This is a genomic window from Lelliottia sp. RD5 (assembly GCF_056032945.1).
Window position 1 is genome coordinate 597,743 of record NZ_JBVYHQ010000001.1, and the last position, 21,102, is coordinate 618,844.

The 21,102-nt window shown below is 54.2% G+C and carries 17 protein-coding genes; 9 read left to right on the forward strand and 8 right to left on the reverse strand.

From position 1 onward, the window contains the following. Positions 1-62: 62 nt before the first annotated feature. Together AC0LWE_RS03025 and AC0LWE_RS03030 are read right to left on the reverse strand one after the other, a co-directional pair. A complete protein-coding gene (locus AC0LWE_RS03025) occupies positions 63-1,181 on the reverse strand; it encodes an S-(hydroxymethyl)glutathione dehydrogenase/class III alcohol dehydrogenase (protein WP_012017351.1) in 1,119 nt (372 codons plus the stop codon). Positions 1,182-1,210: 29 nt separating this feature from the next. Beyond that, entirely contained in the window at positions 1,211-1,486 is a 276-nt protein-coding gene (locus AC0LWE_RS03030; protein WP_012017350.1) for a metal/formaldehyde-sensitive transcriptional repressor, read from the reverse strand. A gap of 385 nt (positions 1,487-1,871) precedes the next feature. Between AC0LWE_RS03030 and AC0LWE_RS03035 the strand changes: the two genes are divergently transcribed. Both AC0LWE_RS03035 and AC0LWE_RS03040 read left to right on the forward strand, forming a co-directional pair. After that, a complete protein-coding gene (locus AC0LWE_RS03035; protein WP_219346600.1) occupies positions 1,872-2,321 on the forward strand; it encodes an STM2901 family protein in 450 nt (149 codons plus the stop codon). Next, positions 2,321-2,653 (forward strand): DUF1493 family protein, encoded by a 333-nt coding sequence (locus AC0LWE_RS03040; protein ID WP_234593003.1) that lies wholly within the window; start codon positions 2,321-2,323, stop codon positions 2,651-2,653. The genes AC0LWE_RS03035 and AC0LWE_RS03040 overlap by 1 nt, the downstream gene beginning before the upstream one ends. A gap of 271 nt (positions 2,654-2,924) precedes the next feature. Here AC0LWE_RS03040 and AC0LWE_RS03045 read toward each other — a convergent pair whose 3' ends face one another. From AC0LWE_RS03045 to cybB, 3 genes are all read right to left on the reverse strand, one after another. Next, complete coding sequence (locus AC0LWE_RS03045; protein ID WP_059178835.1) at positions 2,925-4,250, reverse strand: MFS transporter; 1,326 nt, start codon at positions 4,248-4,250, stop codon at positions 2,925-2,927. Continuing rightward, complete coding sequence (locus AC0LWE_RS03050; protein WP_234593001.1) at positions 4,247-5,248, reverse strand: NAD-dependent epimerase/dehydratase family protein; 1,002 nt, start codon at positions 5,246-5,248, stop codon at positions 4,247-4,249. The genes AC0LWE_RS03045 and AC0LWE_RS03050 overlap by 4 nt, the downstream gene beginning before the upstream one ends. A gap of 173 nt (positions 5,249-5,421) precedes the next feature. Then, positions 5,422-5,952: a cytochrome b561 gene (gene cybB, locus AC0LWE_RS03055; RefSeq protein ID WP_219346603.1), complete on the reverse strand. Its 531-nt coding sequence runs from the start codon at positions 5,950-5,952 to the stop codon at positions 5,422-5,424. Between the two features lie 192 nt (positions 5,953-6,144). On the opposite strand from cybB, the gene gap reads away from it, so the two are divergent. Together gap and AC0LWE_RS03065 are read left to right on the forward strand one after the other, a co-directional pair. Further along, on the forward strand, positions 6,145-7,146 hold the full coding sequence (gene gap / locus AC0LWE_RS03060) for a type I glyceraldehyde-3-phosphate dehydrogenase (RefSeq protein ID WP_219346604.1): 1,002 nt from the start codon (positions 6,145-6,147) through the stop codon (positions 7,144-7,146). A gap of 105 nt (positions 7,147-7,251) precedes the next feature. Next, positions 7,252-8,178 (forward strand): alpha/beta hydrolase, encoded by a 927-nt coding sequence (locus AC0LWE_RS03065; protein ID WP_219346605.1) that lies wholly within the window; start codon positions 7,252-7,254, stop codon positions 8,176-8,178. A gap of 405 nt (positions 8,179-8,583) precedes the next feature. Here AC0LWE_RS03065 and aldA read toward each other — a convergent pair whose 3' ends face one another. Together aldA and AC0LWE_RS03075 are read right to left on the reverse strand one after the other, a co-directional pair. Beyond that, positions 8,584-10,023, reverse strand: coding sequence for an aldehyde dehydrogenase (gene aldA / locus AC0LWE_RS03070; protein WP_474264799.1), 1,440 nt, complete (start codon positions 10,021-10,023; stop codon positions 8,584-8,586). A gap of 203 nt (positions 10,024-10,226) precedes the next feature. Further along, on the reverse strand, positions 10,227-11,021 hold the full coding sequence (locus AC0LWE_RS03075; RefSeq protein ID WP_219346606.1) for a YdcF family protein: 795 nt from the start codon (positions 11,019-11,021) through the stop codon (positions 10,227-10,229). Between the two features lie 211 nt (positions 11,022-11,232). On the opposite strand from AC0LWE_RS03075, the gene AC0LWE_RS03080 reads away from it, so the two are divergent. From AC0LWE_RS03080 to AC0LWE_RS03095, 4 genes are read left to right on the forward strand one after another with little or no spacing between them, the layout of a single operon-like run. Beyond that, on the forward strand, positions 11,233-12,885 hold the full coding sequence (locus tag AC0LWE_RS03080) for an MFS transporter (protein WP_394373347.1): 1,653 nt from the start codon (positions 11,233-11,235) through the stop codon (positions 12,883-12,885). Positions 12,886-12,931: 46 nt separating this feature from the next. Beyond that, complete coding sequence (locus AC0LWE_RS03085) at positions 12,932-14,014, forward strand: HlyD family secretion protein (RefSeq protein ID WP_219346607.1); 1,083 nt, start codon at positions 12,932-12,934, stop codon at positions 14,012-14,014. Then, positions 14,011-15,393 carry an efflux transporter outer membrane subunit gene (locus AC0LWE_RS03090; RefSeq protein WP_219346608.1) on the forward strand — a complete coding sequence of 461 codons (1,383 nt, stop codon included), beginning with the start codon at positions 14,011-14,013 and terminating at the stop codon, positions 15,391-15,393. Before AC0LWE_RS03085 ends, AC0LWE_RS03090 begins: the two co-directional genes overlap by 4 nt. An 11-nt stretch (positions 15,394-15,404) precedes the next feature. Beyond that, positions 15,405-16,064, forward strand: coding sequence for an O-methyltransferase (locus tag AC0LWE_RS03095; RefSeq protein WP_219346609.1), 660 nt, complete (start codon positions 15,405-15,407; stop codon positions 16,062-16,064). 98 nt (positions 16,065-16,162) lie between these two features. On the opposite strand, the gene hrpA is transcribed toward AC0LWE_RS03095, so the two are convergent. Beyond that, a complete protein-coding gene (gene hrpA, locus AC0LWE_RS03100; RefSeq protein ID WP_219346610.1) occupies positions 16,163-20,065 on the reverse strand; it encodes an ATP-dependent RNA helicase HrpA in 3,903 nt (1,300 codons plus the stop codon). 203 nt (positions 20,066-20,268) lie between these two features. On the opposite strand from hrpA, the gene azoR reads away from it, so the two are divergent. Beyond that, positions 20,269-20,874 carry an FMN-dependent NADH-azoreductase gene (gene azoR, locus AC0LWE_RS03105; RefSeq protein ID WP_059178823.1) on the forward strand — a complete coding sequence of 202 codons (606 nt, stop codon included), beginning with the start codon at positions 20,269-20,271 and terminating at the stop codon, positions 20,872-20,874. The last annotated feature ends 228 nt before the right edge of the window (positions 20,875-21,102 follow it).

Genomic DNA, 21,102 nt, shown 5'->3' on the forward strand with positions numbered 1-21,102 from the left:
GGGTCACACTTTAGAGAAGATTATTAAAGAAATGCCAGCGGCGGAAACCGCTGGCAAAATAATTAGTTGCTGCCGAAATGTATGACGGTACGGATGGATTTCCCTTCATGCATCAGATCGAAGGCTTCGTTGATTTGATCAAGCGGCAAACGGTGCGTGATGAACGGGTCGAGATCGATTTTACCGACCATGGCATCTTCAACCATACCCGGCAATTGGGTACGCCCTTTTACGCCACCAAATGCGGAGCCACGCCATACGCGGCCAGTGACCAGCTGGAATGGACGGGTTTTGATTTCCTGACCTGCACCGGCCACGCCAATGATGATGCTTTCGCCCCATCCCTTGTGGCAGCACTCGAGTGCTGAACGCATGACATTCACGTTACCAATACATTCGAAGCTGAAATCGACACCCCCATCGGTCAGTTCAACAATCACATCCTGAACCGGTTTGTCGTAATCTTTCGGGTTGATGAAATCGGTCGCGCCCATTTCACCGGCTAATTTGAATTTCTCCGGATTCGTGTCCACCGCCAGAATGCGTCCGGCTTTCGCCTGTACCGCGCCCTGGATCACCGCCAGACCAATTCCCCCGAGACCAAACACGGCCACCGTATCGCCTTCTTTTACTTTCGCGGTGTTGTGAACCGCGCCAATACCAGTCGTGACGCCGCAGCCCAGCAGGCAGACTTTATCCAGTGGCGCTTGTGGGTTAACTTTTGCCAGCGAGATTTCTGCACATACGGTGTATTCGCTGAACGTGCTGGTACCCATATAGTGATAAATCGGCTCGCCGTTATAAGAGAAGCGCGTGGTGCCATCTGGCATCAAACCTTTACCCTGTGTGGCGCGAACGGCCTGACACAGATTCGTTTTGCCGGATTTACAGAATTTACACTCGCCACACTCTGCGGTGTACAGCGGAATAACGTGATCGCCAGGCTGCAGGCTGGTGACGCCTTCGCCCACTTCAACAACCACACCACCGCCTTCATGCCCTAAAACCGCCGGGAAAACGCCTTCTGGATCGTCGCCAGACAGCGTGAATGCATCGGTATGGCACACGCCGGTGTGAGTGATTTTAACCAGAACTTCGCCTTTCTTAGGCGGCGCGACATCTATTTCGACAATCTTCAGCGGCTGGCCTGGGCCAAATGCGACGGCTGCACGTGATTTCATAATGTTTTCCTTTCGGGGATGACAGAGTTTTATTTTAGATAAGAGCGTAGCAAATGACCGACTTCTGCCATGCGAACCGCACGCTGATCGACCGTTGTCTCACCGGTCACCAGCTCATCTTTGAGGTGAATTTCAACCATCTCGCCCATCAAACCGTTCGCGGCACCGCGTACGGCCGCAATTTGTTGCAGGATAGCAAGGCAAGGTTCGCCGGACTCCAGCGCACGTTCCAGGGCATCAACCTGCCCCCGGATGCGACGCACGCGCGTCAGAACACGTTTTTTGTCTTCGGGTGAATGTGGCATACGCCCTCCAGATACTGTAGGGGGGTATGGTACCTTTTTTAATATATTCGTGTAAACATTATGTTTTCAGTGGTATTTACCACTTAGCGGATTAATGCAAAAGCCGCTGTCGGACATAACCAGATTTTTTGATGCCCCAAACACGCCCCAGGCGCATTTTTGCCCCCAGATTTGCCCCCAAAACACGCTTTTGCGCAGCGTTTTATACACCGCAATTTGTAGTGCTTGAAAATGCAACATTCGTATTATTTATTTGATCTATATGATTTATATATTTCCCGCATAACACTTAATGCCTAACCGCATTGAAAATCCAGGCGTTTATTACTGGTTCCGTAATTTATTTTCAAAGAACGTTCGATAGACCGCTTAATAAGGTGAGCGTATGGATACAACGGAAGAACAAAATGGAACCTACTTTTACAGGGGATATTCTAACCTTTCAAAAGTAGATTTGTTAAATATCATCTTTTTGGAAGAGTTTTGCAGAGAGTTGGGAATAGATTCAGTTTCCGGTGCCGCGATACTGTCCGGTCAACCGTGGTTAGGTACGAAGGCTAAACCTAAAGGGGCAACATTGGGCACCAGTGTTATCTCAAAGTATGCGCGAATCATAATGCGTGATGCACGAGTGCCCTTTGGGATTCAAATTCCGACACCAGTGGGTGTGAGGATGCAGAAAACAAACAAACTTGCTGCTGTCATTGCTCGCTATATTCCCTGGTTGGGTTGGGCTTCGCTGTCAATGACCCTGTACAGAGTTTCAACCCACACACAGCAGAAATACACTCTGATTGCAAAGCCTAATGACCGTATACAGTGGACATCTTTCTGATGGTGGCAATTAAAGATGAAGTCTTGATTCTATTTCGTGAAGAAATCCCTGGTTATCTCGATATCCACTGGAATGAAGTTCCTATAGAACTGGACTCTGATCTCTTTGATTACCCCCGAGATGATTTAGAGGATGCTATAAAGAAATACCAGGAAATATTCAACATTGATCTTTCTGGTCTGGATTGGTCTAAATACTTCCCGTGGGAGTATACCCCACTCTTTCAGAGATGGTTTAAGTTCAAGCGTGAAGATATTGAAGCTACACGATTACCATTAACGGTGAGAATGTTTGCGAAATCCGCTGTTGCTGGAAAATGGTTATATGAATGATTAAAACAGTGGGACTATGTTCCACTGTTTAAGTATTGGGTTTGAAACGGTGGGAATGGGCACATTGTTCACGAAAATCCGGGGCCTGCCGACATCGGTCAGACCCCGTAAACACACAGCAGAATGGTTTATATTCGCCCTCTCCCTGGCAGACTGCGCATTTATATTCGTTTACTTCGCGTTTGTCATGGATATATTCATCGTTGAAATACAACAGACTTAATCAAAATCAGACCGTTAAAGCTCCACTTAAGAACGAATGTTTATCCACTTAACGACGAAGTGGCTGTCCTGCTGTTTCTTTCGCGCGTAACACCGTCAGGAACGTGATCAGCGCCGCGCCCATTACATAGTAAGCCGGAGAGAACGGGTTGCCCGTTGCCGTCATCAGATACGCCGAAAACCATGGCGTGATCCCGCCAAAGAATGCCACAGCGACATTGTACGCAATGGCCATTCCGCCATAGCGAATGCTGGTCGGGAACAGTTCAGCCATCGCCGCGCTGCATGCGCCGTCAAAGGCGGCAATAAACGCCCCCAGAAGCAACATCGCCAGTACCGCAGACAGCATATCGCCCCGCGCCATCACCATCATGGCGGGATAAGTGAACAAGATAAAACCCGCGCAGCCCGCAAGCATCAACGGTTTACGACCAAATTTATCCGACAAATACCCCATAAATGGCACCATTACCGCAATCGCGAACAGGCCAACGGTGGTGATAGCGTAAGAGTCGAGTTTTGAATAATGGAGTTCGGTGGATAAATAGCTCGGCATAAAGGTCTGCAATGTCCAGTGCCCTACTGCCTTGATCACCACAAACCCCACACAAAACAGCAGCGCGCCCCACGCCGTGGTGACGGCCGTTCGAAGCGGCGACGCTTCCGTTTTGCCGCTCTTAACCATCTCCAGAAACTCAGGCGTGTCTTCGAGATGTTTTCGCAGATACAACCCAACCAGACCCAGCGGTCCGGCAATCAGGAAGGGAATGCGCCAGCCCCAGTCGCTCATCGTCGCTTCGCCAAGCGTAGCGGTCAGCAGAAACACCAGACCTGAGCCCGCGACAAAGGCCATAAATCCGAAGTTATCGATCCAGCAGGTGAAATACCCGCGCCGAGCGGTTGGCGCATATTCGGCCAGGAACGTCGTTGCGCCTGAGCTTTCGCCACCGGCGGCAAAGCCCTGAATCAGACGGGTGATAACCAGCAGCACCGTCGCGGCGATGCCGATTTGTGAAAACGTCGGCAGCAGCCCCATCACGAACGTCGCGCCTGACGTCAGCAGGATCACCGTCGCCAACACTTTTTGACGCCCAATTCGATCGCCCAGCGATCCGAAATAGAGCCCGCCCAGCGGACGCATAATGAAACCGGCACCAAAAACGGCAAAGGAAGACAGTAACGCAACTGCCGGACTTTCGGCCTGGAAGAACTGCACACCGATAATCGCCGCCAGCGTCCCGTAAAGGCCAAAATCAAACCATTCGACAAAATGGCCGATTCCGGTCGCCAGCAAGACTTTACGTAATTTTCGCACGACCGGGATCTCGCGGTCAGACGTCGCCGTTTCGAGTGATTGCTGCGCTGAATTGTTCATACACTCTCCTTTGCATTATGTCTGTTAGCGGTAAGTCGTGCGGCTTGCGCAATCATGTCAGGAAAGGTGAAACGCGGCTGGTAGCCCAGTTCGCGTTTAATTTTTTGGTTACTGGTTTTATATCGCACGGCCTTGCCTGGCATCGCGATATCAATCAGCGGCAAGCCGGTTGCCTGCGCCATCAACGGCAGCATATCTTCAAATGCGACGGGCTCATCAGTGCCAAGATTATAAATGCCGTTCGCCGCCTGCGGATGCGACATCGCAAGAATGACGCCGTCCGCCGTATCGCGTACATCAGCAATATGCATCTGATAAGGCAGGTTATCGTCTTCGCCGTACTGGACAATCATCGCCGGTCCCCCCTGTCGATCGCGCACGGTTTGCAGCTTGTCGGCCACGAGATCATTGCCAAACGAACGCATCTGGCGAATTTTACCGTCCAGGAAAAAGCGCGGTCCCGAAAAGAAGCTCTCAGGATCAAGCAGTTCATCAATAGATTGCGTGTGTGGAAAACGCAAAATCACCGTTTCCAATCCCTGCTGCTGATAGAACAACACCAGATCCTCCGCCAGCTTTTTGGTCAGGCCATAGAACGAAACCGGGTTACGTGGATGATCTTCGGTCACGGGCTGAAACTGCGCGCGCACTTCTGGATAGACTTCGCCACTGCTGGCGAAAACAAAGCGCTTCACGCCTGCGGCTCTGGCAGCATCCAACAGCCATTGCGTAGCGGTTACATTGGCGTGGAACATCGCGGCATTGTCTTTAGGCTGCCACGACATCATCGCACCAATGTGTAGCAGAACGTCTGCGCCCTTCACCGCATCGTTCAGGGTCTCTGCCTGCTCAAACCGGCATTGCACATGGTGATAATGCGCATGCTCTATTCTTGCGGGCGCAAGGTCAATTCCGGTTATCTGGTGCCCATCCACCAGCAACTGAACAGCAATTGTGTGACCAATTCGTCCGGCGGAACCTGTGAGTACAATTTTCATCGCCACCTCGTGAGTGTTTCTATTATAGATATAGTATTTATATCCATTGAATGAATAACACACAGGAAACGATAGAAAAATGTGATGCCGCGCGGTTTTACGCTGCCAAAAGAAATCGACGATCACAAAAAAACCCGCTGACAGGCAGCGGGTTCGAGGAGAAAAAGAGGCGATCAGGAGCGTTTTTTCGGCATCATGCGCAGGAGCGTGTTGTCTTTCCAGTAATAGTGATGCAGCAGGGCCGCAAAGGCATGCAAACCAATCAAGAAATAGCCCAGGTTCGCCAGCGTCTCGTGCCAGAATTTCATCGTATCCACCAGATCAAAATTGGCCTCCGCTGCGTGAGGCATCACCATTCCGAAAGCAAACCAGTCGTTGCCTCGGTTGTACATCATCACCAGGCCGATAATCGGTAGGGCAATAAACAGCAGATAGACCATCAGATGCCCCAAATGCGACATGCCGGTGATCATCGCTTTAGGTTTTGGCTGAATCGGCGGCGCAGGGAACTTCAGACGCACCAGCAGGCGGGCGCACATCAATACCAGAATAGAAATCCCGCAAGAGACATGAATCATGTTGATTAACGGGCGAGCGCTGCGCGGGAAAAAGCCGCGAAACTCCATGGCAGAGTAGGCAACGATCACCAAAAGAAACACCAGCCAGTGGATGCCAATTTGCAGGCCAGTATATTTATTGCGCATATGAATTCCTGAAACGGTACAAACAAAGCGTCAACATAGCGAGCTTTCCTTAAAAATTCATTAAGTTTTCTTTATGATTTTTCAAAAGCTTCCCCTGCGCATGAATCATATTCAATTGCCTCACGCGCTGACATGGACTATGCCTGGATGAGTTCAAACTGTCGCATCGTTCAGTTCATACAGGAGTCACCCATGAGTAAAATTGCCATTAACGGATTCGGTCGCATCGGACGCCTGGTTTTACGTCGTTTGCTTGAAACCCAGGACAGCAATACCGTCGTCGCAATTAACGACCTCACCTCACCCAAAGTGCTGGCCTATCTGTTAAAACACGATTCCAACTACGGCCCATTCCCCTGGAGCGTCGATTTCACCGAAGATTCACTGATTGTCGATGGCCAGTCGATCGCGGTTTACGCCGAGAAAGAGGCCAAACATATTCCGTGGACATCGGCAGGCGTTGACCTCGTTGTCGAATGTACCGGTTTTTACACCTCAGAGGAAAAATCAAAAGCCCATCTGGACGCCGGCGCGAAGAAAGTGCTGATTTCAGCGCCAGCCGGTGACATGAAAACGATCGTCTTCAACGTGAATGACGACACGATTGACGCCAGCGATACCATTATTTCTGTCGCATCCTGCACCACCAATTGCCTGGCGCCGCTGGCAAAAGCCCTGCAGGACAGTTTTGGTATTAAGGTGGGTACTATGACCACCATTCACGCCTATACCGGCACCCAGGCGCTGGTGGATGGTCCTCGGGGCAAAGATCTTCGCGCATCGCGAGCGGCGGCTGAAAATATCATTCCTCACACCACAGGTGCGGCAAAGGCCATTGGGCTGGTCATCCCGGCACTGGTCGGCAAGCTGAAGGGCCATGCTCAGCGCGTGCCCGTCAAAACCGGTTCCGTCACCGAGTTAGTGACAATTCTTGAGAAAAAAGTCAGTGTGGATGACATCCACAACGCCCTTAAAAAAGCGACGGAGAATAACGAATCCTTTGGCTATACCGACGAAGAAATTGTGTCGTCAGACGTGATTGGATCGCATTTTGGTTCGATATTCGACGCCACCCAGACCGAAGTGACAGAGGCGGGTGATGTGCAGCTGGTGAAAACCGTTGCCTGGTACGACAACGAATACGGGTTTGTCACACAGCTGGTGCGCACGCTCGATAAGTTTGCCGCGCTGTAATTCGCACAGCGGGCAGCCTGGCTGTCCGCTGGTTGTGAATCCCTTCCGGTTTTCAATGAGTTAACTGTGCTATAACCTTCGGTTTCCAGTTAAGGGAGTGTTTCGATGGAAACTCTGAGCCGTGCAGCGTTAGAAAAGATGATGGCCCACGCCGTCGCCCACTCAGCAACGTTTACCGTCTGGCCTCATGGTGAAGCGCCTGGTGCCATCGGCAGCGACGCGGTTTTCACGCCAGAACCCCGCTATACCGGCACCTCTGATTATGATCGTTCCGCCACCGGCATTCGCGCCCCCGAAATTACCGTCTACGCCCCCGATAAGCCCAACGGCGTCGGTATTCTGGTGACTCCCGGCGGGTCTTATCGTCGCGTCGTGCTTGATAAAGAAGGCAGCGCGCTGGCCCCCTTCTTCAATGCACGCGGCTACACCTTGTTTGTGATGACGTACCGCATGCCGGGCGACGGGCATCAGGAAGGCGCTGACGCCCCGCTCGCCGACGTCCAGCGTGCGATGCGTATTGTCCGTGCGAATGCGCAGGAGTGGAAACTCGATCCTGAGCGTATCGGCGTACTGGGATTTTCCGCAGGTGGTCACGTCGCCGCCAGCCTCGGCACGCGGTTTAACGAGCAGGTTTATCAGCCCATAGATACCGCCGATGAACTGAGCGCACGTCCCGCGTTTATGGCGCTGGTCTATCCGGTGATCACCATGCACGCCGATATCGATCATCCCGGTTCGCGTCATGAACTGATTGGCGATAACCCAACACCGGTGCAAATACACCGCTATTCGCTGGAGGACAGAGCGGAAAGAGAGACCCCGCCGACTTTCCTGCTCCATGCTATCGACGATCCAGCGGTTAAAGTTGAAAACAGCCTGGAGATGTTCACCGCCCTACGACGTCTGGATGTTCCCGTTGAAATGCACCTGTTTGAGCGCGGGAAACACGGGTTTGGTATCCGCGATGCGCAGGGCCTGCCGGTCACCATATGGCCAGAACTGATGATGAACTGGATCACCACCAAAGTGTGAAATGAGGGCTATATCAATTTACAGCCACTCAATCAAAAGCAGTGAAGCCCTATCCATAAAACCCGTTGCGACAGCGATGCCCTGTTCAGGCTTTAAATCGTCGACGCGTTTACGTCAGGCCGGGGCGACGGACAAGGAAACGCAGAGGGGGTGCGACCTGCAAGGATGCAGGATCGCACACGACCCGAAAGGCTGGCGGATAAAGCGGAGAGTATCGCGAAGCGTTGATTTTCTTGCCGGGAGTCCGGGTCGCCAGGGCGGCGACGACTGAGCCGCCCTGGCACGTTCACAGGTTAAATAGTTACAGAGAAACTACACTCGCAAAGTGGACGGAACAGCTAACCTGGCCGCATATTCACGCGAACGCATACCCAACACCGCCACATACCGTTCAATGCAATCCCATCACGACTGCAAATAGACCACCTGCGTCTGCAAATACTCATTCAAACCGTGTTTACCGTCCGCACCACCGATCCCTGATTTCCGCCAGCCCGCATGGAATCCCTGCATCGCTTCGAAGTTCTCACGGTTGATGTACGTCTCACCGAATTTCAGCCCTTTGATCGCTTTCATCGCCACGTTCAAATTCTGAGTATAAATCGATGATGTCAGACCATATTCGCTGTCGTTAGCCATGGTCAGCGCGTCGTCAAGCGTATCAAATGCCACCACCGGTAGCACCGGACCGAAGGTTTCTTCGTGCATAATGGTCATCTCCTGACGTACATCCAGCAGCAGCGTCGGCGGATAGTAATAACCTTTGCCTTCAACAGCCTGCCCCCCCAGCACTACTTTTGCCCCTTCCTGTACCGCGCGCGCCACCTTCTGCTCAACACGTTCAAGCGCAGCAGCGTTGATCAGCGGCCCCATTGCGATATCATTGCGTTCCGCCGGATTGCCAAACTGCACCGCTTTCATCGCCTCACCCAAACGATTTACAAACTGGTCATAAATGCCTTTTTGCACATACACGCGTTCCGCGCAGTTACACACCTGTCCGGTATTGATGACGCGCGAATCAACAATCGCTTTGACCGCCAAATCCAGATCGGCATCGTCCATCACGATAGCCGGTGCTTTGCCCCCCAGCTCAAGACACACTTTGGTGATATTTTTCGCAGCCGCGGCCATGATTTTTTCACCCGCCGTCACGCTGCCGGTCATGCTGACCATGGCGACTTTCGGGTTGCCCGCCAGCGCCTGGCCGACAGTTTCACCCCGCCCCAGCACCAGGTTAAACACGCCCTTTGGAAGGCCTATGTCATCCACAATTTTGGCAAAAGCGATGGCGTTATTGGGCGTGAATTCGCTCGGTTTGATAACGATGGTATTGCCGGTCAGCAGCGCGGGTGCGAGCTTACGGGCAATCAGGAAGAACGGGAAGTTCCACGGCAGAATGCCGGTCGTCACGCCCAGCGCGCGTTTAAACACCAGAATATTTTCGCCGGGGCGATCGCTTTGCAGGATTTCGCCCTCATAACGACGCGCCCATTCCGCCATATAATCGATGTAGTCCGCGGTGAAATTCACTTCCACGTCGGCCAGTTGCTGAATTTTGCCGCCCTCGGCGACGATCAGCGCGCTGATTTCGCTGGCCCGCTCGCGGATCCCCGCTGAGATTTTGCGTAACCAGTTTGCGCGTTCAATGGCCGGGAGCGCTTCCCAGGCAGGTTGGGCACGATCGGCCGCGTCGATCGCTTTGAGGGCGTCGTCGGCGTGACCATCGGGAATTCGGGAAATGACCTCTTCGGTGGCCGGATTGATCACATCAATCCAGGCTTCACCTTGCCAGGCAACAAACTGTCCATCGATATACATAGGATGTTGTACGGGTACCGTCATGACCTGCTCCTGTAATTGTAATTGTACTGTTTTTAACAAGTAAACTTATTGTTAAAAACTACAAGCAAGAAGCGATATTCCTACTCTATCGCGCTGTTTTTGTGAGATATCTCATAAAAGAAACGGGTCAGCAGAATAATTAAGTTACAACCAGGCAACATAAAGTGCCCGTTTGCGTGAAAGGGTACGCAAACGGGCACATGTCACAGCAGCGAGCGACTGATCAGCGCATCGGTCAGCGTCATATCGTGGCGTAGAATCTGCCATGCGGACTCCACCTCGACAGGAATATCCACATGAGCGATAAAATCGCGGCCCGTCGGTCCGTAACCGTCCACGTCATCGCGCAGGCGCGGCAACTCACCGAGCACCAGCGATAAATAGCGCTCAACCGGCCACAGTCCGTCACCTCCCTCGCAAAATACCAGGCCGTTTTCACTATTTTGCAGACGCGGGATAACCCCCGGATGGCTTATCCACTGTGGGACAACAGCGTCGTCGCGAAAAACCCGGGCAAACGTCGCCATGGTGCGCCGCTGCATCGTGGGATCTTGCACTACCAGCACCCGCTCAGGCAGGGGTTGATGCTGGTGTAAAATGTCCCGGCTAAAGCGGGCGTTTTCACCGCAGTTGGTTGACTGATCCTCGACCTGCAAACGCTCATCCGGAATGTTCCAGAACTGACGCGCGATATCCGCCAGAATCGCGGCTTCTGCGCGTCCGGTCGTCGGCACGGTGTTGTAGCGCGGGTGACGTGCCGTTGCGGCATAGAGAAAGGTTGTCGAGTGGCCAATGCCCCCGCTGATCAACAGCGGAATGCCCTGCTCTGAAGCCACCCGGCAGGCGGCATCAATCGTCGGAATCACCGCATTCCCCGCCAGAATGACTCCCTCGACGGGTTCTCCCGGCTGATAATCATCCTGCGCGAGCCATTCACCAACCGTATTAATCGCCGCCAGCGTCGGCTCGGGTAAGCACGGAAAAAGTGTCATCGTCATCTCTACCTCCTTGCATTACTTTCCATAAGGGTAGCGCGTGCATGATGTCAAAACAGGGGATCTCTCCGAAAGCCGCCTGCCTAATAGCGCCATAACGCTGCAAACATATTTGATTTAAAGACATTATTCATATTCACTTGAATTATGATTTGCGTCAGACGTAGAATCATTAGCCCACTAATTATTAGAACTTTGCAAAGGTAATCCGGTTATGCGCCTGCCCCAACGCGATCCTTATGCTCCTCGCGAGTGGCAGCCTCACGAAAAACCCGCCCTGCTGGGTTCGCCTTCAACGCCGCTACATAGTACACCTAAACGTTTCGCCTACGGCATCGTGGGTCTGCTGGTCTGCCTGACGGGCGCGCTGGGTAACGCCATGGTGGCCGCCAATCTGCAAAATTTGCAGGGCACGTTTGCCGTCTGGTCGACGGAAATCGCGTGGCTCCCTGCCGTCTACGTCATGACCAACGTGTCGATCAACCTGCTGCTGGTCAAATTCCGCCAGCAGTACGGGCTGCGGGCGTTTACCGAAGGCTTTCTGGTGCTGTATGTGCTGGTGACGTTTTTCCACCTGTTCGTCAACGATCTCAGTTCAGCCCTGATGGTCCGCGCCGCGCACGGCATGGTGGCGGCTGCGCTGAGCTCGCTCGGCATTTACTATCAGATTCAGGCGTGGCCAGCGAAGCATCGCCTGAAAGCATTAACCATTGGGATCACCGGTTCGTCACTGGCGATCCCGATTGCGCGCCTGTTTTCGACTGAACTGTTGCAGCTCGACGAATGGCGCGGGCTGTACTTCTTTGAACTGGGTCTGGCGCTGGTGTCGCTTGCCTGCGTGATCGCGCTAAAACTGCCGCCTGGCGATCGGCGTAAAGTCTTTGAGAAAAAGGATTTCATCACCTTCTTTTTACTGGCACCGGGCATGGCGCTGCTGTGCGCCGTGCTATCGCTCGGGCGGCTGGACTGGTGGTTTGAAGCGCCGTGGATCGGCTGGTCACTGGCGCTTTCACTGGTGCTGATTGTGTCAGCCATCGTCTTTGAACATAACCGCAGCAACCCGCTGCTCAATACTCGCTGGCTCTCCAGCGGCAGTATTTTGCGTCTGGGACTGATCATGCTGCTGATCCGCATCGTGCTGGCGGAGCAAAACACCGGGGTCATCGGCTGGCTGCAATATGTCGGTTTGCAGAACGAACAGATGACCTATCTGGCGTGGTCAATCTTTGCCGGCATTGCCTGCGGAATTGTCGCCAGTTGCCTGACCATCAAGCCAACAAAACTCGCCTGGCCGATTGTCACATCGTTGGTGCTGATGGTTGTCGCCTCGCTGCTCGATAGCCAATCCAACAATCTTACCCGTCCGGATCAGCTGATGCTGAGCCAGTTTTTACTCGGCTTTGGTAGCGCGTTTTTCCTCGCGCCCGCGATGCTGGCAGGCATCGGTGGCGTGATTGCCGATCCACGCAACCTGGTCAGTTTTTCGGTGCTTTTTGGTATGAGCCAGAACATTGGCGGGCTGTTGGGTTCTGCTATTCTCGGCACCTTTCAGACCTGGCGCGAAAAATACCATTCCAGCATGCTGGCCGATCAGCTCTCTACGCTGAATCCGCTGGTGAATGAGCGTCTGCAAATTTACACCCAACTGTACAAAAGCCTGATTGGTGACAGCGCGCTGCTCAACACGCAGGCCGTGACGCAGCTGCAAACCGTCACCACGCTTGAGGCCAACATTCTCGCTTACAATGATACTTATCTGCTGACGGCGGGTATCGCCACCGCCACGCTGGTGTGGATTTTGTGGCGTTTGCTGCGCCTGCGACTCACTGCGCGGTTGGCGCTAAAAAAATCGACCGGCACCCAATAAAGGAAAGAACCATTACCATGTTTATCGCGTTACCAGAGGAGACGTTATGAGTCAGCAGGATGCCGCTAACGTACAGGCCAATACCCGCAATAATTTGCGTGTGGTGTCTATTTTTACCGCTGCGGCGATTGGCATTGTCGGTGTTCTGGTGATTCTGTATGCCTGGCAACTGCCGCCGTTCACCCGCCATACGCAATTTACCGATAACGCCTACGTGCGCGGCCAGACCACATTTATAAGTCCGCAGGTCAACGGCTATATCACGGACGTCAACGTGCAGGACTTTGTGCAGGTCAAGAAAGGCGAGCTGCTGCTGAAAATCGACGACCGGATCTATCGCCAGCGCGTGCATCAGGCCGAGGCGCAGTTGGCGATGAAAATTGCCGCGCTCAACAATAACCTCCAGCAGCGTAAAAGCGCCGAAGCGGTGATTGCCCGCAACGATGCGGCGTTGAAAAATGCCCGCGCACAAAGCCTGAAAACTCAGGCCGATCTCAGGCGGGTGAACGATCTGACGGCGGATGGATCGCTGTCCATTCGCGAACGTGATGCCGCCCTTGCAAGTGCCGCGCAAGGCAGTGCGGATATCGATCAGGCAAAAGCCACGCTTGAGATGTCCCGTCAGGATTTGCAAACCGTGATTGTGAATCGCGGCGCGCTGGAGGCCGATGTCGAAAGCGCCAAAGCGGCGCTTGAACTGGCGCAAATCGATTTGCAGAACACCCGCATCATCGCCCCGCGCGACGGCCAGCTTGGGCAAATTGCCGTGCGTCTGGGCGCCTATGTCACCGCAGGAACGCATCTCACCACGCTGGTGCCGCCGCAGCACTGGGTGATCGCCAATATCAAAGAGACACAGCTTGCCGATCTGCGGGTGGGACAGCCTGTGAAATTCACCGTCGATGCGTTAAACGGCAAAGCCTATCAAGGCCGTGTTGAAAGTATTTCCCCTGCCACCGGCGTAGAGTTCAGCGCCATTACGCCAGACAACGCCACGGGGAATTTTGTCAAAATCGCTCAGCGCATTCCGGTGCGCATTGAGGTGCTCGGCAAGCCCGAGGCGTCCGCGCTGTTGCGCCCGGGTATGTCGGTGCAGGTCAGCATCGATACGCGGGAGGAGAAGCAATGACTTTTCGCCCCGTTGCTGGTTTGATCGTCGCGGCGCTGCTGGCTGGGTGTCAGTCCGCAGACATCGCCCCGGCGAAACCGACATTGCAGATCCCGGCGCAGTGGCGCGAAACCAGCGGCCCTGCCAGCCCGGCGGAACAAGTCTGGTGGCGTAATTTTCACGATAATCATCTGAATCGCTACGTCAGCCAGGCGTTGCAAAATAACAGCGATGTGCTGATCGCCCGCGAGCGCGTGAACGAATACCAGGCGCGGGTTTATGCCGCTGACGGGAGCCTTTTCCCAACGCTAGACGCGGGTATCAGCGGGACGCGTGCGCGTTCACAGTCGGCCGCCAGCGGATTACCGGTTTACGGCTCGCTGTATAAAGGCAGTCTGACCGCTAGCTATGACGTGGATATCTGGGGCGTCAATCGCAACACCTCGCAGGCAGCACTTGCGTCGCTTGAGGCGCAGAAAGCGGCCGCCGCGGCCGCCGATTTGACCGTCGCCGCGTCGGTGGCGTCCGGCTACATCACGTTGTTATCCCTGGATGAACAGCTGCGGGTCACGCAATCGACGCTGAAGTCCCGCGAAGAAGCCTGGAAACTGGCAAAACGTCAGTTCGAAACGGGCTACAGCTCGCGCCTGGAGCTGATGCAGTCAGACTCCGAACTGCGCGCCACACGCGCGCAGATCCCGCAGGTGCAGCACCAGATCGCACAGCAGGAAAATGCGCTCAGCATCCTGTCAGGAAATAACCCCGGCACCGTCGTTCGCAGCGATAGCTTTGAGACGCTCACGCCGCTGCAAATTCCGTCGCAACTGCCCTCTTCGCTACTGAATCGCCGTCCGGACATCGTGCAAGCCGAACGCCAGCTTATCGCGACGGATGCCACGCTTGCCGCCTCTCGTGCCAGCCTGTTGCCGTCGATCAATCTCACGGCGAGCGGATCGATACAGGATCGTACGCTGCCGGGTCTGCTGGATAATCCGCTGCAGCTCTGGAGTGTTGGCGGCAGCATTCTGGCACCGCTGCTAAACCGTCAGGCCCTGAATGCACAGGTGGATATTTCGCAGTCGCAGCGCAATCAGGCGCTCTACAGCTATGAAAAAACCGTGCGTAACGCGTTCAGGGAAGTCAATGACAGCCTGGACGCCATCACGCGTTATCAGGAGCAGTTGAGCGAACTCAAGGCGCAACAGGACGTGGCGCAAGAAACGCTCCGCATCGCGCAAAACCGTTACCGCAACGGTTACTCCTCTTATCTCGACGAGCTCGACGCCCAGCGCACGCTGTTCTCGGTGCAAACGAATGTAGTACAGGTGAAAAATAACCTGCTGCTGGCGCAGATTGATTTGTATAAGGCGCTGGGCGGCGGATGGTCTGAGAAAAACTAAGGGGTCAGTCTATGCAACAAACGTGGTCTGCAGTAGATAACTATATGATTTCTTCTCTTATTCCCCAGGATACCGTGCTGCAAAGCGTTCTGGAAAATAACAAACGAGCCGGGCTGCCGGAGCATGACGTCGCGGCAAATCAGGGGCAATTGCTGGCTTTATTCGTCCAGATGACGCAGGCAAAGCGCATCCTGGAGATCGGCACTCTGGGTGCTTACAGTACAATCTGGATGGCGCGCGCGTTACAGCCTGGCGGCAAAATTATCACCCTTGAGGCCGACCCTGTTCATGCAAAAACCGCCAGGCAGAATATCCGCCTTGCCGGATTGCAGGCGCAGATTGAGCTTATCGAGGGGCCAGGATTGCAATCGCTGAAAGGCTTCGGCGACATCCCCCCTTTTGACCTGATCTTCATCGATGCCGATAAGCCCAATAATCCGGGCTATCTGGAGTGGGCGCTACGCTACTCCCGCCCTGGCACCGTGATCATCGGGGATAACGTGGTGCGTGACGGTGAGGTGATCAATGAGCAAAGCGATGACGAGCGCGTACAGGGCGTACGGCGTTTTATCGATATGATCGGGGAAAACCCTCGCCTCACGGCCACCGCGCTGCAAACCGTGGGGGTAAAGGGTTGGGATGGATTTACCCTTGCAATGGTGAATAGCTGAACCGTGTTTGTCGCCCGGTAAGCATTGCGCCACCGGGCGTTAATCACATACGTCTTACGACCCGCCGGGTGGCGGCGAGGCCTAACCCGGCCTGCAAACTACGCCGTAATCTGCTCCATTGCCTGCAAAATACGTTTGTCGGATATCGGATACGGCGTACCGAGCTGCTGCGCAAAGAGGCTGACGCGCAGCTCTTCGATCATCCAGCGGATCTCCTGCACGTCTTCATCGTCGCGACGTCCGGGCGGCAGCTTATTAAACCACTGCTGCCACGCCTGCTGCACGCTTTCAACCTTCAGCATTTGTACGCGATCGCGATGCGGATCAACGACCAGCTTCTCAAGGCGTTTTTCAATCGCGTTCAGATAACGCAGCGTATCGCCAAGGCGTTTGAAGCCGTTGCCGGTCACAAAGCCGCGATACACCAGGCCGCTCATCTGCGCTTTAACATCCGATAACCCCAGCGCCATGGTCATATCGACGCGCCCTTTCAGACGTTTGTTTATATTGAATACCGCCGTCAGGATCTGCTCGACCTGTTTCGCAATGGTCACTACGGTATCATTCAGCTCCGCACGCACTTTTTCGTGCAGCGTCGCAAAGCCCTCTTCCGTCCAGACCGGACCGCCCGCCTCGTCGATCAGCTTATCCACGCCGCAGGAAATGCAGTCGTCAATCAGATCCAGCACTTTGCCGTAAGGGTTAAAGTACAGCCCGAGCTTGGCCTTGTTCGGCAGTTTCTCATGCAGATATTTGATCGGCGACGGAATATTCAACAGCAATAAACGGCGTAGACCGCGCCACATCGCCTGCTGCTGTTCCATCGGATTATCAAACAGCTTGATCGCCACGCTGTCGCGTTCGTCCACCAGCGCAGGCCACGCTTTCACTTTATAGTTGCCGCGTTTTTGCTCGTAATGATCCGGCAGATTGCCAAAGCTCCAGATGTGAAGCCCACTCTGTTCGATACCGTCGTCCGCCACTGCAGAGAGCGTCTCCTGCACTTTGCCTTTCAGGGCATCTTTCAGTTCGGTCAGCGAACGGCCTTCGTTCAGCTTTTTGTTTTTGTCATCCACAATGCGGAAGGTGATTTTCAGATGGTCGGGCACCTGATCCCAGTGCCAGGATTCGCGGTCAATCGTTACCCCCGTCATGCGGCGTAACTCGCGCTCAAGCGCATCCAGCAGCGGCATTTCCAGCGGCGTGACGCGGCCTAAAAACGCCTCGGCGTAGTTCGGCGCGGGAACAAAATTGCGGCGCACCGGTTTAGGCAGGGATTTGATTAGCGCAATCACCAGCTCACGCCGCAGGCCAGGAATTTGCCACTCGAATCCGCTCTCTTCAACCTGATTGAGCAGCGGCAGCGGAATATGGACCGTGACGCCATCGGCATCCGCGCCGGGCTCAAACTGATAGGTCAGACGCAGCTTGAGATTGCCCTGATGCCAGAAGTTCGGATAGTCAAGTTTACTGACATTCTCTGCCCCCTCTTTAATCAGCATGCTCTTTTCAAAGTTGAGCAAATCAGGCGTCTCTTTACTGGCGTTTTTCCACCAGCTGTCGAAGTGACGGCCCGACACCACATCATGGCTGATGCGCTGATCGTAGAATTCGAATAACGCTTCGTCATCCACCAGGATGTCGCGGCGACGTGATTTGTGCTCAAGCTCTTCGACTTCGGCGCGCAGCTTCAGGTTTTCGCGGAAAAACGCGTGACGCGTTTGCCAGTCGCCTTCGACCAGCGCGTGGCGAATAAACAGCTCACGGGACAGCGCCGGGTCGATCTGGCTGTAATTCACCTTGCGTGCAGCAACGACCGGCAGGCCGTAAACGGTGACCTTTTCGGTCGCCATCACCGCGCCCTGTGCGCGCTCCCAGTGTGGTTCACTGTATGAGCGTTTCAGCAGATGCTGTGCCACCGGTTCAACCCATTCTGGATCGATCCGCGCGGCAATGCGTCCCCACAGGCGGCTGGTTTCAACCAGCTCCGCGACGATGGTCCATTTCGGCGGTTTCTTGAATAAACCGGAACCGGGGAAGATCGCGAAACGGGCATTGCGCGCGCCGGTAAACTCCTGTTTATCGACATCTTTCATACCGATATGCGACAACAGCCCCGTCAGCAACGCGACGTGAATCTCACGGTATTCAGCCGGTTCGCTGTTGACCGGGATCCCCAGCTCTTTGACCACCTGACGCAGCTGGGTATAGATATCCTGCCACTCGCGCACGCGCAGATAGTTCAGATATTCGGTCCGGCACAGACGACGAAACGCATTGGACGTCAGCGCTTTTTGCTGTTCGCCGAGATAATTCCACAGATTCACAAACGCGAGGAAATCCGACTCTTTGTCCTGGAAACGACGGTGCATCTCATCGGAAGCCTGCTTTTTATCCATCGGACGCTCGCGCGGATCCTGAATAGAGAGCGCGGAGGTGATAATCATCGCCTCGCGCACGCAGCCGTGTTTTTGCGCCTCCAGCACCATACGTGCCAGACGCGGATCGACCGGCAACTGGCTTAACTGACGGCCCTGCGGGGTCAGCTTGTAAGCGGTGGCCTGTTCGTCTGTGGTGATAGCGCCTAACTCTTCCAGCAGACGCACGCCGTCCTGAATATTGCGTTTATCCGGCGCTTCAACAAACGGAAACGCGGCGATATCCCCCAGCCCCAGCGCGGTCATCTGCAAAATAACGGAGGCCAGGTTGGTGCGCAGAATTTCCGGATCGGTAAATTCTGGACGCGACAAGAAATCGTCTTCGGAATACAACCGAATACAGATACCTTCGGAGACACGTCCGCAGCGGCCTTTACGCTGGTTAGCCGAGGCTTGCGACACCGGCTCAATCGGCAGGCGCTGCACTTTGGTGCGATAGCTGTAGCGACTGATACGCGCTGTACCCGGATCGATCACATATTTGATGCCGGGAACGGTTAGCGAGGTTTCAGCCACGTTGGTCGCGAGCACAATACGACGACCATGATGCGACTGGAACACGCGGTTTTGCTCGCTGTTCGACAGACGCGCGTAGAGAGGCAAAATCTCGGTATGGCGCAGCTCGCGCTTGCTGAGCGCATCAGCGGTATCACGAATTTCACGCTCACCGCTCATGAAAATGAGAATATCACCCGGGCTTTCGCGCCCCAGTTCATCAACTGCATCGAAAATTGCCTGCAGCTGATCGCGCTCGGTGTCGTCTGCGTCTTCAACAATTGGGCGATAGCGCACTTCAACCGGATAAGTACGGCCGGAAACTTCGATAATCGGCGCGTTATTGAAGTGGCGCGAGAAGCGTTGCGGATCGATTGTCGCTGACGTGATGATGATTTTCAGATCCGGGCGGCGCGGTAACAGTTCACGCAAATAGCCCAGTAAAAAATCGATGTTCAGACTGCGCTCGTGCGCTTCATCGATGATAATCGTGTCGTATTGCATCAGCAGGCGATCCTGCTGGATTTCGGCCAGCAGAATACCGTCGGTCATCAGCTTGACCATGGTGTTATCGCTAACATGATCGCTGAAACGCACTTTATAACCGATGCAGCCGCCCGGCTCGGTTTGCAACTCTTCGGCAATACGATTCGCTACCGTACGCGCGGCAAGACGACGCGGCTGGGTGTGGCCGATCAAGCCCTTCACACCGCGCCCTAACTCCATGCAGATTTTCGGCAACTGCGTGGTTTTACCTGAACCGGTTTCCCCTGCCACGATCACCACCTGGTGGTCGCGAACGGCTTCGAGAATTTCCTGTTTTTTCTGACTGACGGGCAAGTTTTCCGGATAGGTGATATCCGGACGCGCCGCGTCGCGCAGCACGACTTTCCCTGCCGCCTGTTCAATCTCTTTCGCCATCTCCTGATAAATGGCCTGTTGTGCATCAGGATTTTTAACCTTCTTGACCCCATGCAGGCGGCGCGCAAAGCGCTGTTTATCGCGCAACATCAGCGTATCCAGCTGTTGCATAAGCATTGGGAAGGTGATTTTTTGTTGTTCTGTCATAGCGTTAAGGGGCAGTGCTCTGCCGGGTAAAATCTCTTTTTAATGATTGCTATAGAGTACCACATCAGGGCATCTACCGCCTTATTCAAAAAAACTGAACACTGGGTTCGATATATTGCGCTATCCCTGCGACAGGATTGTGAATAAAGTGTCTGCAAGCAACGGGGCAATCCCCCCAATCAAATACAATTAAGGAATCACCCATGAGCAAAGTATTAGTTCTCAAATCCAGTATTCTGGCAGGGTACTCTCAGTCTGGTCAGCTGTCTGATTATTTCGTTGAGCAGTGGCGTCAGCAGCACAGCGCTGACGAAATCACCGTCCGCGATCTGGCTGCTCAGCCAATTCCTGTTCTGGATGGCGAACTGGTGGGTGCGCTGCGTCCAAGCGATGCACCGTTGACGCCTCGTCAGCAAGACGCGCTGACGCTCTCTGACGAACTGATCGCTGAGCTGCAGGCTCACGACGTTATCGTGATCAACGCCCCAATGTACAACTTCAACATCCCAACGCAGCTGAAAAACTACTTCGACCTGGTGGCGCGTGCTGGCGTGACTTTCCGCTACACCGAGAACGGTCCGGAAGGTCTGGTGAAAGGTAAGCGCGCTATCGTGCTGACCAGCCGTGGCGGTATTCATAAAGACACCCCAACTGACCTGGTTTCACCGTACCTGAGCCTGTTCCTGGGCTTCATCGGCATCACCGACGTGAACTTTGTGTTTGCTGAAGGCATTGCCTACGGTCCAGAAGTGGCAACCAAAGCGCAGACTGACGCGAAAGCCGCAATCGACAGCCTGGTGGCTGCATAAGATTTCCCCCTCTCACCGCCTGGTGAGAGGGTTTTTCCATTCCCGCACTCACGTTCACCTTCTCGCGCCTGCTTGTTGCTCCCCTTCGATTCACGCGTACTCAAAACGGCTATCCTGTTTACACTGGCAAAATTACGCTAACACATTGACCCCAGTAATAATGCTGCCAGACTGATATCAGTATCCCATGATCATATGTGACCCAGTAAGTGACACTGTAACGCGTAT

Bases quoted from the DNA above. Each gene is read 5' to 3' on its own strand.
- AC0LWE_RS03025 (WP_012017351.1), bottom strand. From the start codon at position 1,181: ATGAAATCACGTGCAGCCGTCGCATTTGGCCCAGGCCAGCCGCTGAAG.
- AC0LWE_RS03030 (WP_012017350.1), bottom strand. From the start codon at position 1,486: ATGCCACATTCACCCGAAGACAAAAAACGTGTTCTGACGCGCGTGCGT.
- AC0LWE_RS03035 (WP_219346600.1), top strand. From the start codon at position 1,872: ATGGATACAACGGAAGAACAAAATGGAACCTACTTTTACAGGGGATAT.
- AC0LWE_RS03040 (WP_234593003.1), top strand. From the start codon at position 2,321: ATGGTGGCAATTAAAGATGAAGTCTTGATTCTATTTCGTGAAGAAATC.
- AC0LWE_RS03045 (WP_059178835.1), bottom strand. From the start codon at position 4,250: ATGAACAATTCAGCGCAGCAATCACTCGAAACGGCGACGTCTGACCGC.
- AC0LWE_RS03050 (WP_234593001.1), bottom strand. From the start codon at position 5,248: ATGAAAATTGTACTCACAGGTTCCGCCGGACGAATTGGTCACACAATT.
- cybB (WP_219346603.1), bottom strand. From the start codon at position 5,952: ATGCGCAATAAATATACTGGCCTGCAAATTGGCATCCACTGGCTGGTG.
- gap (WP_219346604.1), top strand. From the start codon at position 6,145: ATGAGTAAAATTGCCATTAACGGATTCGGTCGCATCGGACGCCTGGTT.
- AC0LWE_RS03065 (WP_219346605.1), top strand. From the start codon at position 7,252: ATGGAAACTCTGAGCCGTGCAGCGTTAGAAAAGATGATGGCCCACGCC.
- aldA (WP_474264799.1), bottom strand. From the start codon at position 10,023: ATGACGGTACCCGTACAACATCCTATGTATATCGATGGACAGTTTGTT.
- AC0LWE_RS03075 (WP_219346606.1), bottom strand. From the start codon at position 11,021: ATGACGATGACACTTTTTCCGTGCTTACCCGAGCCGACGCTGGCGGCG.
- AC0LWE_RS03080 (WP_394373347.1), top strand. From the start codon at position 11,233: ATGCGCCTGCCCCAACGCGATCCTTATGCTCCTCGCGAGTGGCAGCCT.
- AC0LWE_RS03085 (WP_219346607.1), top strand. From the start codon at position 12,932: ATGAGTCAGCAGGATGCCGCTAACGTACAGGCCAATACCCGCAATAAT.
- AC0LWE_RS03090 (WP_219346608.1), top strand. From the start codon at position 14,011: ATGACTTTTCGCCCCGTTGCTGGTTTGATCGTCGCGGCGCTGCTGGCT.
- AC0LWE_RS03095 (WP_219346609.1), top strand. From the start codon at position 15,405: ATGCAACAAACGTGGTCTGCAGTAGATAACTATATGATTTCTTCTCTT.
- hrpA (WP_219346610.1), bottom strand. From the start codon at position 20,065: ATGACAGAACAACAAAAAATCACCTTCCCAATGCTTATGCAACAGCTG.
- azoR (WP_059178823.1), top strand. From the start codon at position 20,269: ATGAGCAAAGTATTAGTTCTCAAATCCAGTATTCTGGCAGGGTACTCT.